Consider the following 12,127-nt stretch of genomic DNA (forward strand, 5'->3'; position numbering starts at 1 on the left):
AAAGTCGTTTGAATGATTTCTTCTTGGTCTACGTGCCATAAAATACTCCATATATTAATGTTTATAACATCATTTGAGCAGCAGAGTATCACTTATAGGAGTTGTTCAAATTTCCGGATCCATCTCTGACCGCATAGTCCAGATTTGCCAACATAAACGACTTATCCGGATCGGGATGCTGAAGCACGGCATTGACTCGTCTCACTTTATTATTGGTATGCAAGCTGTAGTACTCCGCTACCAGTGGCTCTAACTGTTTTCCCCAATACAACGGTGCAACGCCTGAACTGTCATCATCAACATTCTGCTGAGTTCGACCAGTTTTAATCATCCACAGTTCCAGCATTGACATGTAGGGATTCAATCCACATGCGGTTGCGGCATCACTACTGCCAATGCCTTGCTTACGCACTTCTAGCCATTCCTGGTAATCCATGTTTTTGGTATTGGCTAAACGCTTAGCTGTCGCTGTTCGTTTAGCTACGGTATTTGATTCATTCATCTCATTCGGAATTAGGAAATGAGGGAGTTGAGGGGTATTTATCGGTGCAATCTGATTCATGCTCTGATCCTTATAAATAGTGAGTTCTGTAAAAATTTTTGGCATAAAAAAAGCCACATCTGGAGATGTGGCAAAAGGGGGGGTTCACTGGAGAAGGATCATCTGCATGACCCTTGACCATTATTGTAATAGCACTGGCTTAAATGAAACTTAAACCACTAAGCGAAGGGCCTGTTCCAGTCCACGCTGCTTTAACGCAGCACCTGCACCAAACCAAGCTGAATCGAGACGATGATCCGTACTCATTGCACGACGTTCATGATCGGCAAACTCTGTAATACTGCACAGTAGACCATAAGCAGTATCTTTGGCTGAGCTGAGTTCTGCACCTCGCCCCTGTCCATTAAACATGTTCATGACTTTAGTCATGGCACGTCCATTCGGTTCAGGCTTTTCTTTGGTTGGAGTTGGAGTAGCGATATTGCGATAGAATTGAATGATGTTCTCCTCCTGATCAGCAGCACTCATGTTGGTATTGTTAAACACCGCATCAAAATAAGCAGCCGCTTCGCCTTGGGTGACTTTACGCTGACTCAGCTGTTTCATTTCATACATGTGTTCATCCCATGCACGAACTGAGATGCCCAATTGTTGTTTGACCTTATCCGCATCAAACTTAGTGCTGTGTGGCACTTTGACTACACCTGCACTGCTGCTTTGTCCACGTAGGGCAATCGCTAAGGTGTTATTACACACCACACGGATATTGGTGAACTGTGCTGTGGTGGCCAACGTACCATCACAGGCGGTTGCCAATAAAATATAACCATTGCTGACATCCTTGCCCTTGAGTGCTGTGCTTTGTCCAGTACGTGCCAATGCCCAGAACTTCTTCCCACCTTTGAGTACACCTGCGGTTTCCAGCTCAAAGCCAGATTGCTCAGTCAGATCCCGGTAGAACTCCAGAATCTCTTTGGGCTGCACTTCCTGATAACGCTGACTGACCACAGACAAGGGAGCATGAGTATCGGAACGATACAGCACTCGCTGTTCTTCATACGGCATGATGATGCTTTGCCCACGTTCATTCTGTGCCATGTAACTGACATTCGAGGATTCGATGCGCCAATCCATACCTGCTTGCTGGGCCCAGATTTCAATCGGCTGATTTTGAGTGAGTTGATTACCTAAGCCATGCCAAGGGGTATCACCGACATAAGCCATTTGTTCAAGTTGATGTGCCATATTTATACCTATTATTGTTAATTGATTTGAAAAGTTAAATTGCAGTCATTACAGGTGTAAGACTTCTCGTTTTGTACGAAAGGAGATCCAGAATGCTTATGTAAATAATAATTAAGTACATAGCCTAAGCTGGCTCCTGTAATTTCTCCAATTACAGGAGGAATTCTGTAAGCTTTAGCTAATTCTTTGCCAATGAAGATAAGTGTTGGTTGTGACCAGATTTGGCTTGGGGCTTGGTTAGATCTTTTTGGAGCTAATCCAAGAAAAGTTATTTCTTTACTATGACAAGCAGGGCAAGTCGTCATATGGACACCTCTAAAATTAAAAAAGGTCTGCTGAGCAGACCTTATGGGTAATTATCATTTTTGTAATATGTATCTGAAATATATTGGAATTATTGGAAAGCCATTCTAATTTTGTTGAGGTCTAAATATTTGATTTTGAAATCTAGCAAATTTTTATCTAGGGCTTGTCGATTAAACTCTTTAATCAGTAAGTGGTCATTTGTTAAACAGGTTAATTGATTAATAGTTCTGGCATTCCTTTTTAAATCACATTTATAAGGTTGCATAAATTTAGATAACTTATCCGTTATGGATTTTTTTGAAAAATCGTTTTTAAGATTATTCCAAACTTCAGACTCAGAAGAGCGTTCTAAAAGTTCTTTTAAATCAATAAGATGATCATCCAAACTATATTCAGGATTTATATTTTTACATCTGTAATACTTAATGCCAATCAATGAGTAAAGTTGGGAAAGGATCCTATCATTGTCGGATGAGGCATTTTCAATTGAGTCTAGGTCATTTAAGAATCTTCGAATAATATTTTCATTACGCAAAACATTTTTAAATGTATCCTCTGAATGCTCTGCGATATATCTATCAAGAAACATTCGATTCTCGAGATATTGAATTAAAAAGCTGACGAAGATGTCTGGGAGATTAGATGGTTCTTCATTAAGACGCAAATTCAAGCTTATATAATCATTACGGATTTCTTCATCATTAAAGACTTGAGATATATTTTTGACTTCTATAAATGATGTAGATGTATTGAGTGTATTTGGCACATGATATTTATACAAAAGGCTTTGTTTTAAATAAGAAATTTGTTCTATTCGCTGTTGACTTAACTGATTTTCGTCGTCGGTATTTTTTAAAAAATTAATATAATATTGAATATCAAAAGTGTCTCGAATCAAGCTATCAAGGTCATTATGACTAATAAGATCGCTTATAGAGTAAGTTGATGAAAAATAGTAATAATCAATTCCATAGGTATTCGCACACTCAAGAATATCTGTAAAAATATCAGACAAACTTTCTAAAAAAATAGTAAATTTTTGAAAGTTAATACCACTCATGGTTAGTTTTTCTTCAGAAGTATTTAAAAAGCTGGTCTGAAAATAGCCAAAGCAAACATCTATCAATTTCAGGTCAGAAATAACATTACTAATCAATTCACTACGTAATCCTTCTGCTTCCGGCTCAATACTAAAATGATTCGGTATCTCTAGAAATCTTTTTATTCTTTCAACTATCAATTCTTCTGAATGTAGGAGCTTTTCAAAGAGCAGTGGATATGTCAACTCAAATTGAAATTTAAGAATTTCTAAATTGGTGATTCGTCTAAGAGTTGGATGTGTCTTACTTTGTAATGATGAAAAACTAACGGTAGGCATAATATCAATATTTCTAGGATGGTTTGGGTACAGCTTGGAAAAATGAAAGTGCATTCTATTCCTAAGAGTTATCGAAGGAGCCTAGCATGAATTCAATTTCTGATTTCAAAATTGTAAGACGTAAAGAGCTTGAACAATTAAGTGGTCTTAGCCGGTCAACAATTTACGACAAAATGAATCCAAAATCATCTCGCTATGATAAGGACTTTCCTAAGCCAGTCAAACTAAGTTTGAATGCGGTGGGATGGTTTGAACAGGATATCCATCGCTGGTTAAAAACTAGGAGTTTAGCCCAGTACTAAATAGGATAACTTTCCAACGAGTTAACCATATAAATGCCCAGCTATCTAAGCGATTAAGCTCACCAATGCATTGTTCAGCCAATGAGCAGACTTTAGGTACTTAATAATATTAAGGGTTTATATATCTTCTATTAATTATACACATGAGCCTTCTAAGAAATAGGTATAGCCCACAAGCTATACCTTCAGGGAGAACTCATGTCTGGAAAAAGTAATGACTATGAGTAAAAATGACAAAATCATATCGCAATTTGAAACATCAGACACTGCTTCCTATCTTTTAGAACAAGCGGATAAGGACTACTCTAAACTTGAGACGTTAATTGATCTTATTGTTGACAATAAGATTTCTAGTGCTTTTCCTAAATTACAGACAGGGCGGTTTAAAAAAGCGGACCCTTTGGTTAGAAATCTGTTATCTCAATGTCCAGATCCCGATGATTTGACTGAATTAGCGATTAATAATGAATATACTCAAGTGTATATGCGAGCATATGAAGAAATATTAAAACCTATAAATTTTGAACCACGCTATTTTAAAAATTTTCAAGCAAATGATGTTCTCCCCATCGCGGGAGAACCTATTATCTTTGCAGATCTAGCAAATGCTTTTGTTTCTAAAATTTTTTCAGGCACACTGGAAGATGAATTTATTCAGGCACAGAGCAATCGATTTGAAAGATTAAAACATCAAGAAGCGCGTGCTATTCAGTTGCTAAACAAGCTTAGAGTTAAATATTCAAAGTTACTAGTCTTGCGTCTTGATTTTGCAATTGCGAAAAAATGTAGAAATCTTTCTGAAGATTTGAATCTGATCAGAAAGATGTTTAAGAAATTTTTGAAATCAAGATTTTCAATACATCAGCGACCTATTGGTTATATTTGGAAACTAGAATACGGCGTTGATAAAGGCTATCACTATCATACTATTTTCTTCTTAGATGGTAATAAACATCAAAAAGACGAGATTATAGCTGACCAGTTCGGCAAGGAATGGGTACAACTTACTGAGGCTAAGGGAAGTTACTACAGCTGTAATGGTTCAAAAGAACGCTATAAATATTTAGCTATTGGAATGTTACATCATGATGATGAAAAAGCTCATAGCGCATTAGAGTCACTAGTTATCAAATATTTCACTAAAGATAAGCAACACGCGTTTATACCCAGTGGTAGTAGGCTCAAAACATTTGGTACAAGTCAGATGCCAGCAAGTAAACGTAAATCAGGCCGCCCTCGTAGAGCGACATAAATCTACATATCACCGAAGTTATACCTGCTCATTCACCTGATGAGCAGGGCACTAAAAAAATACATATCAGAGCCTATATATGAATACATACGCAGCACTATCGCCACAGACCAAAGTAATTCCAGTTCCTGTAAATTATGTTTTACCACAACAAGCTTTGGTGCTTACAGAAGCACTCAAGTTATTTAAAAAAATTACCTCACCCTCTGCCCAAATTTTAAGGGTAAATACAAATACTAACAATAACTTAGGATATCTTTCTACTGATCTATTGAATCATTTTTTGTACGTAGCCTCGAACTACTTTGACTGCTTTGATCCACAGTTAGGTGAAGAGCATGTTTTTGATCCACAAGTACAAAAAGTATTTCAATGTTTCAGAGAATGCTTTGGGCTAATTAGAAGTTTGCCCCTGCCGGTTCACTGTCAAAAAGATGATCTGCATTTCAGAAATATCATGCTGATTGAGCGATGTTGGAATGAGCTACGCGGTAGGGCATTAGTTGACGAAAAAACGATGACTAAAGCAATTTTAAAAACTTCTCAACAGGTAAAAGATCAACAAAACACGGTTAATCGATTTGTTGCCAGACTTTTACGTGAGCATAAACAGATCTGTATTCATCAGGTGGATTTCAAGTTTGATGCCATTTACCGACGTACGAGTATTCCATTACAGCCTAAAGATGAGCAGCAGTTTGCAGCGGTTGTACGTAAGTTTATCAATATGCTGAAAAAGGAGAATTTAGATAATTTACATGGATTTGCCTATCAAATATCTAAAGATCTCAATGGACAGTATTGCGGTAGAGTATTTGTATTTACTGATGTGGGACACCCTCTGAAGCACCCTACTTTAGATCAACCTTTAAGGTTTAACCTTCTTAGTCAAGAATTATGGGTGGATCTGAAAATAGCTCTTATCTGTGAGCAAGCGTTTTTGGTTGAGATCAATCATGTGGTAGGTGCTTCATGGGGCTATCAAGATTGGTCCAAGTATTTTAAGTCTATTATTGAACCTATGAAAATGCATCATTACTCTTCGAAAGGAATTAGACCTGACTATAAGCTTATGATTTTTTAATTCTTCAGCAAAAGCATTACTATAAAACTCCCATACTAGAGATGGGAGTTTTATTTTTTATGGCTTTCTGTCCATAAGTTGAAGTAAAGCGACATCGAATGTCTTTTTCCACCTTTTTACTGCTGCATGTTATAGAATTTTAGGTAAAATCATTTTATTAATGATTTACTTATTTGGACTTCCATAACAATGACCCAAGTACAACTGCAACAATTACAAAAACAACTTTGGAATATTGCCAATACTTTACGTGGCACCATGGGCGCCGATGAATTCCGTGATTACATTCTGGGTTTTATTTTCTTTAAATATTTATCAGAAAAGTCGGTGAACTTTGCCAACGAATTGCTCGATGGCGAAGACCTCAGCTTTTTAGAATTAGATGAAAATAATCCTGAGCATGTACCGTATATCGAAGAAATCAAAAAGAATGCCATTGCCGAAGTTGGTTATGCGCTCACACCAAAACAGCTATTCCACACCTTAGCCGAGCGTGGTCGTCAGGGCGAATTCATTCTGGATGATTTAACGGCAACCTTAAAATCAATTGAACAAAGCACGTTAGGCACCGACTCTGCCGATGACTTTGCCAACCTGTTTGAAGATTTGGATCTAAACTCGACCAAGCTTGGCAATAATGCCAGTGACCGTAATGCACTGGTGGCGAAAGTCCTGAGTCATTTAGATGATATTGATTTTGATATTAGTAATACCGAAGCCGATGTACTGGGGGATGCTTACGAATACCTGATTGGAGAATTTGCCTCAGGCGCGGGCAAGAAAGCTGGTGAATTCTATACCCCACAAACGGTATCGACTTTACTGGCGAAGATTGTCACCCAAGGCAAAGACCGTTTACGTTCAGTCTATGACCCGACCTGTGGTTCAGGTTCGTTATTGCTTCGGGTAAAACGTGAAGTGAAAGATGTCGATATGATTTACGGTCAGGAGATGAACCGTACCACCTACAACTTGGCGCGCATGAACATGATTCTGCATGACGTGCATTTTGCCAAGTTCGACATCAAGCAGGAAAATACCTTAACCCGTCCGCAGCATTTAGATAAAAAGTTTGATGCGGTGGTGGCGAATCCGCCATTTTCTGCAAAATGGTCTGCCGATCCGTTATTTTTACAAGATGAACGCTTTGCTGCGTATGGCAAACTGGCGCCAAGCTCCAAAGCGGATATGGCATTTGTACAGCACATGCTGTATCAACTGGATGACAATGGCACGATGGCGGTGGTGTTGCCGCATGGCGTATTGTTCCGTGGTTCGAGTGAGGGCGTGATTCGGCAGTATTTGATTGAACAGATGAACGTGGTGGATGCCATTATTGGTCTACCCGCCAATATTTTCTATGGTACCTCGATTCCGACCTGTATTTTGGTATTGAAGAAAAACCGTGAGCATAGCGGCAATATTCTGTTTATTGATGCCAGCAACGATTTTGAAAAGCAGAAGAACCAAAACAAGTTATTGCCTGAGCATTTGGATAAGATTGTTGCGGCATTTGAAAAGCGTGAAAATATTGAAAAGTATGCGCATGTGGCGACTTTGCAGCAAATCAAAGACAACGATTACAACCTGAACATTCCACGTTATGTGGATACCTTTGAAGCAGAAGCCGAGATTGATTTAGATGCGATTGCAAAACAGCTTCAAGCTTTGGAACAAGACAGCCAAAAGACTGATGCGGTGATTAATGGTTTCTGTGCCGAGCTTGGGATAGTTTCACCGTTTGCGGAGGTGAAATAATGCCTACACCAAAGTTAAGATTTAAAGAGTTTGATGGGGATTGGACGAGTAAGCAATTAGGAAAAATTATTGGAATTTCCTCAGCATCTCGTGTTTTTAAAGAACAATGGCAGGATTCTGGCGTTCCATTCTTTCGTACTAGTGATGTAGTTTCTATTTTCAAGAATAAAGAAAATGAAAAAGCATACATTTCTTTAGAGTTATTTGAAGAACTAGCTAAAAAATCAGGAAAAATTAAGCAAGGTGATTTATTGGTTACTGGTGGAGGGAGTATTGGTATTCCTTACCTAGTTGCAAATGATCAGCCTCTTTATTTTAAAGATGCCGATTTACTTTGGATGAAATCGTCAGGAATTGTTGAAGGACCTTTCCTTTATAATTTTTTTATTAGTCCTAAATTTAGAGAGTATTTAAAAAGTATTTCTCATACTGGAACAATTTCTCATTTTACGATTGAGCAAGCTAAAGCTACACCTTTTGGTTTCCCATCCAAAGAAGAACAAACCAAAATCGCTTCTTTTCTTTCACAAGTCGATGAAAAGATTAGCCAACTGACGCAAAAATATGAACTACTTAGCCAGTATAAACAAGGCATGATGCAAAAGCTGTTTAGTCAGCAACTTCGTTTTAAAGCGGATGATGGGAGTGAGTTTGGGGAGTGGGAGGAGGTTAGACTTGGAAATTTAGTTGATTTAACTTCTGGTTTTGCATTCAAAAGTGATTTTTTCTCGGAAGATGGAAATAAATTAATTACTCCAAAAAATTTTACGACAACGGGTAAGGCTAATTTTACCGATACAAATACAAAATGGACTACTGAAATATCTGATAAGAAGTATATTTGTAGACCAAATGATTTATTGGTTTTGCTAACTGATTTAACTCAGTCATGTGAGCTTTTAGGGAAGCCGATTTTATTAAGTCAAGACGATGGAAATGTACTTTTAAATCAGCGAATCGTTAAAATCATTCCTAATAGAAAACTAGAGAAACCATTTTTACTTTATTTGTTACTTACGGACGATTTCCACGAGTTAATTGCTTCTACAGCTTCAGGGACTACTGTTAAACATAGTTCAAATAAAGTTTTACAGAGTTTTCATTTTTATTTGCCTTGCTTAGAAGAACAAACCAAAATCGCCAATTTCTTATCTGCCATTGATCAAAAAATTGAAGTGGTGGCACATCAAATTGAACAAGCCAAAACTTGGAAAAAAGGCTTGTTGCAGCAGATGTTTGTTTAATAATTTCATATCAGCAAAGTGAAAAGTCACTTTGCTTTTTAATACTTTATAAAACTTAAAACAGGATCATGATGAAAAAACTTATACTTGTTGCTTTAATGACATTGCCAATCTTGGCACAAGCACAAACTTTTAAATATCAAAAAGATATTTCTGGTTTTAAGCACTATAAAGGAAGTGTGACCTTAACAGGAACATACTCACGTACTTTAGACCCTGAATATTTAGAATATATGGGCGATGGGATTTGCTTTGAACCTGATCAAAAATCATCTGCTCTTGTTCCTCGCCCAAAAGGTGATGAACGAATTGCATGGTTCTGCTTTAGCAATTTTGAGCAAGCCAAAAAAACATTTAAATTGCCAGATACCATTAAAAAAGACTATTGCAGCTATGAAGGTAAGGCAACGATTACTATTAAAGACTACAAGTTATTTGTTGAAGAAACAGAAGGTTTTGACTTAACCCAACTTGTTTCAGCAAAAAACATTACACCTGCAAAAGCAGTCAAATGTGAAACACAATATTAAAGCTGTTTCGTTAATGCATTTGGATAAGCCAAAAACTTGAAAATGGCTTGTTGCAATAGATGTTTGTGGAAGGGGAATTGTTATGGCGAATTGGTTAGTTACCGTTAATTACGATGAATTTGATTTAGAAAAAGCCTTTGATGCTTTACCTACAATTTATTGGAAAAACTCAACAACAACTGAGGGTAAAGGGTTACAGATTAACGATATTGTTTATGTGTATGTGACTCAACCAATATCTAAAGTCATGTATCAATTCAAAGTGATTGGACATGCTGATCCATCAGAATATCCCCTTGCTCAAAAAGCGTTTTGGAAAGATAGAACACAGCTAGATAGTATCAAGGGCTATGCTGTTTTTGAAAAGTTAAAGAAAGTCGATAAAGCTACTTTATCCTTTGATTATTTTGTCCAGAATAAATTAATTCCTGATGCGCCTATTCAAGGTCGCCGTACGGATCGGGACAAGGCTCCGAATGACCCTATTCGCATCTTCTTAGCGCATATTGTGAATGAGTTTAATAACGAGACTATTGCCACAGATTACCCAGATGAAGCTGATACTAAAAATAAAAGTTTTCCTGAAGGTGCAAAGCAAACCGTTCAAGTTAATCGCTATGAACGTAATCCTGAAGCACGTGCTAAATGTTTAGAAATTCATGGAACAAGCTGTGAAATTTGTAAGATGAGTTTTGCAGAAACTTATGGCACTTTCGCCAAAGATTTTATTCATGTGCATCACAAAACTCCTTTACACCAAATTTTAGAGAGTTATGAAGTCAATCCTGAAACTGATCTGATGCCAGTCTGCCCAAATTGCCATGCAATGCTACATCGACAGGAAAATGGTATTCCCATGACAGTTGAGCGATTGAAACTGTTATATGAAGTATCAAGAAGCTCAAAAATGTAAATTTGAATGGTAGTAAAACTTCTAAATTAAACACTTTAAAACTATAGAGAAGTAAATGAAAAAACTTTTAATTGCATCGCTCTTATGTGTACCGATGTTCAGCCAAGCACAAACTTTTTATTATGATCAACCTGCAACCATAAGTGGGAAACTACTCAGAATTAAAAGTCTGCATCCAAATCAAGAAGTGTTTGGGGGTAACCAGATTGCCTTGGCTTTAGATCAGCAAATCAATGTCGATGGTACAGAAGGTTTAGTCAAAACTAAACTTATCCAATTGGTGGATAATGACCCACGTTATTCTTCACTGTTTAAGAAAGAAGGGAAGTCGGTGCAAATTAAATGTAGTGAATTATTTAGATCACATACTGCCCATCACACGACTAAAGTGCTTTGTGTTGTTAAGTCTGTGGATTATAAATAATGGAATTACTGATTATAGTTCCTAACATGGAAAAAAAGCTTGTTGCAGCAGATGTTTGTGTAGGGGGGGGGGAATTATGCAAGAACTTACTAACGAAGAAGTTGAAAACTATGAGTATTTCTTTTACAAAGCGTTGGGATTTAGCACACCGAAAAAGGAAGCAACCATATTTGATACTGCATTAAAAAGTCATTTTGAAAATCCTATAACTGAGTTGATCGCTTTTTTTATTAATCCGAATGAAAGTCATGGATTAGGTGATAGCTTTTATAACGGTTTTATCTCAAGTCTAAACGCACTTGACGAGCTGAGAGATTTTGAATTCGGGCAATTTAATGCAATTTCCACACAAGAAACTACAACGAGTGGTAAGAGAATTGACCTATGGGTGGAAACAGATACCGCATTAATCATAGTTGAGTTGAAAGTTAACCACATCCAAAATAATCCATTTAAAGATTATGCTAGATGGGGTAACAATAAGTTAAAGCAAATTAATAAAGAGACTGAAAGGCTCTCTAAAGGTGAGAAAAAATTAGTTACTTTAGTTTTGTCATTGTATGGTGAGAGTGAGGAAGAAGGCTGGTATGCCTTTTCATACAACCATCTGACTGAATATATTCGAGGAGAACTAGCCATTCAGTTACTTAATAGCCCATTAAATAAATGGGGTGTATTTGCTCGAGATTTTTTACTGCATTTGGATAGTTTTATTGAACATTGGGAGCCTAATATGAAGCGTTTGAACTTTGTCGTAGATAACATGCAAAAGATCTCAGCTCTTATTGAGCTAAGAGAGCAAGCATATGGAGATATAACGGATCATATTAACACTGCAATACAGAAAGCGATTCAGGATTATGAGCCATACAATAAAACAAGTATTTGGGAAGGAACGCCTGCTATACGTTTTGGTAATAATCAATGGAATGATTGGTCTGAAACTGTCTTAAACCTCCAAATTGATAGAAATCCAATGAGCTGTACTTTAACTATGTTTGTAGATAACCAAACAGAGCAGGTAATCACAAAAGTTAGTCAGGCAATTAAGAGGAGTAAATATCTGATGTGTGCTTAAAAAACAGGAGGGTTTAACTTGGTAAACTATACATACTCATTAGGAGTTTACCATGAGCAAGAAACAGAAGACTTACACCGCAGAATTTAAAGCTGAAGCCATAAAAGCCAT

12 protein-coding genes and 1 pseudogene are annotated in these 12,127 nt (G+C 37.1%); 9 read left to right on the forward strand and 4 right to left on the reverse strand.

Annotated features, from left to right (window positions below; translation table 11 throughout):
* Positions 1-127 precede the first annotated feature (127 nt).
* The 4 genes and pseudogenes from FTT72_RS15245 to FTT72_RS15260 all read right to left on the reverse strand — a co-directional run.
* Positions 128-562: pseudogene (locus FTT72_RS15245) on the reverse strand (lambda-exonuclease family protein); the annotation flags it as partial.
* A gap of 150 nt (positions 563-712) precedes the next feature.
* On the reverse strand, positions 713-1,747 hold the full coding sequence (locus FTT72_RS15250; protein WP_180079930.1) for a DUF932 domain-containing protein: 1,035 nt from the start codon (positions 1,745-1,747) through the stop codon (positions 713-715).
* A 17-nt stretch (positions 1,748-1,764) separates the two neighbouring features.
* Positions 1,765-2,052 carry a hypothetical protein gene (locus tag FTT72_RS15255; protein ID WP_180079932.1) on the reverse strand — a complete coding sequence of 96 codons (288 nt, stop codon included), beginning with the start codon at positions 2,050-2,052 and terminating at the stop codon, positions 1,765-1,767.
* Positions 2,053-2,141: 89 nt separating this feature from the next.
* Positions 2,142-3,431 carry a hypothetical protein gene (locus tag FTT72_RS15260; RefSeq protein WP_180079934.1) on the reverse strand — a complete coding sequence of 430 codons (1,290 nt, stop codon included), beginning with the start codon at positions 3,429-3,431 and terminating at the stop codon, positions 2,142-2,144.
* Between the two features lie 86 nt (positions 3,432-3,517).
* Here FTT72_RS15260 and FTT72_RS15265 point away from each other — a divergent pair, with 86 nt between their 5' ends.
* The 9 genes from FTT72_RS15265 (at position 3,518) to FTT72_RS15305 (ending at position 12,016) form a co-directional block, all read left to right on the forward strand.
* Positions 3,518-3,733, forward strand: coding sequence for an AlpA family transcriptional regulator (locus FTT72_RS15265; protein ID WP_180079936.1), 216 nt, complete (start codon positions 3,518-3,520; stop codon positions 3,731-3,733).
* 214 nt (positions 3,734-3,947) lie between these two features.
* Positions 3,948-4,985 carry an inovirus-type Gp2 protein gene (locus tag FTT72_RS15270; protein WP_180178638.1) on the forward strand — a complete coding sequence of 346 codons (1,038 nt, stop codon included), beginning with the start codon at positions 3,948-3,950 and terminating at the stop codon, positions 4,983-4,985.
* Between the two features lie 79 nt (positions 4,986-5,064).
* The gene (locus FTT72_RS15275; RefSeq protein ID WP_180178639.1) at positions 5,065-6,069 is read left to right on the forward strand and encodes a hypothetical protein; all 1,005 of its coding nucleotides are present in this window, start codon (positions 5,065-5,067) and stop codon (positions 6,067-6,069) included.
* Between the two features lie 189 nt (positions 6,070-6,258).
* Positions 6,259-7,827, forward strand: coding sequence for a type I restriction-modification system subunit M (locus tag FTT72_RS15280; RefSeq protein WP_180178640.1), 1,569 nt, complete (start codon positions 6,259-6,261; stop codon positions 7,825-7,827).
* On the forward strand, positions 7,827-9,071 hold the full coding sequence (locus FTT72_RS15285; RefSeq protein WP_180178641.1) for a restriction endonuclease subunit S: 1,245 nt from the start codon (positions 7,827-7,829) through the stop codon (positions 9,069-9,071). Before FTT72_RS15280 ends, FTT72_RS15285 begins: the two co-directional genes overlap by 1 nt.
* 71 nt (positions 9,072-9,142) lie before the next feature.
* The gene (locus FTT72_RS15290; protein ID WP_180178642.1) at positions 9,143-9,601 is read left to right on the forward strand and encodes a hypothetical protein; all 459 of its coding nucleotides are present in this window, start codon (positions 9,143-9,145) and stop codon (positions 9,599-9,601) included.
* 82 nt (positions 9,602-9,683) lie between these two features.
* Positions 9,684-10,514 carry an HNH endonuclease gene (locus tag FTT72_RS15295; RefSeq protein WP_180178643.1) on the forward strand — a complete coding sequence of 277 codons (831 nt, stop codon included), beginning with the start codon at positions 9,684-9,686 and terminating at the stop codon, positions 10,512-10,514.
* A gap of 55 nt (positions 10,515-10,569) precedes the next feature.
* Positions 10,570-10,938, forward strand: a complete 369-nt coding sequence (locus FTT72_RS15300; protein ID WP_180178644.1) for a DUF4431 domain-containing protein — start codon at positions 10,570-10,572, stop codon at positions 10,936-10,938.
* Between the two features lie 76 nt (positions 10,939-11,014).
* Positions 11,015-12,016 (forward strand): PD-(D/E)XK nuclease family protein, encoded by a 1,002-nt coding sequence (locus tag FTT72_RS15305; protein ID WP_180178645.1) that lies wholly within the window; start codon positions 11,015-11,017, stop codon positions 12,014-12,016.
* Positions 12,017-12,127: the final 111 nt, after the last annotated feature.

The sequence above is a fragment of the Acinetobacter sp. YH01005 genome, assembly GCF_013420465.1.
Lineage (GTDB): Bacteria > Pseudomonadota > Gammaproteobacteria > Pseudomonadales > Moraxellaceae > Acinetobacter > Acinetobacter amyesii.

Bases quoted from the DNA above. Each gene is read 5' to 3' on its own strand.
- FTT72_RS15250 (WP_180079930.1), bottom strand. From the start codon at position 1,747: ATGGCACATCAACTTGAACAAATGGCTTATGTCGGTGATACCCCTTGG.
- FTT72_RS15255 (WP_180079932.1), bottom strand. From the start codon at position 2,052: ATGACGACTTGCCCTGCTTGTCATAGTAAAGAAATAACTTTTCTTGGA.
- FTT72_RS15260 (WP_180079934.1), bottom strand. From the start codon at position 3,431: ATGCCTACCGTTAGTTTTTCATCATTACAAAGTAAGACACATCCAACT.
- FTT72_RS15265 (WP_180079936.1), top strand. From the start codon at position 3,518: ATGAATTCAATTTCTGATTTCAAAATTGTAAGACGTAAAGAGCTTGAA.
- FTT72_RS15270 (WP_180178638.1), top strand. From the start codon at position 3,948: ATGACTATGAGTAAAAATGACAAAATCATATCGCAATTTGAAACATCA.
- FTT72_RS15275 (WP_180178639.1), top strand. From the start codon at position 5,065: ATGAATACATACGCAGCACTATCGCCACAGACCAAAGTAATTCCAGTT.
- FTT72_RS15280 (WP_180178640.1), top strand. From the start codon at position 6,259: ATGACCCAAGTACAACTGCAACAATTACAAAAACAACTTTGGAATATT.
- FTT72_RS15285 (WP_180178641.1), top strand. From the start codon at position 7,827: ATGCCTACACCAAAGTTAAGATTTAAAGAGTTTGATGGGGATTGGACG.
- FTT72_RS15290 (WP_180178642.1), top strand. From the start codon at position 9,143: ATGAAAAAACTTATACTTGTTGCTTTAATGACATTGCCAATCTTGGCA.
- FTT72_RS15295 (WP_180178643.1), top strand. From the start codon at position 9,684: ATGGCGAATTGGTTAGTTACCGTTAATTACGATGAATTTGATTTAGAA.
- FTT72_RS15300 (WP_180178644.1), top strand. From the start codon at position 10,570: ATGAAAAAACTTTTAATTGCATCGCTCTTATGTGTACCGATGTTCAGC.
- FTT72_RS15305 (WP_180178645.1), top strand. From the start codon at position 11,015: ATGCAAGAACTTACTAACGAAGAAGTTGAAAACTATGAGTATTTCTTT.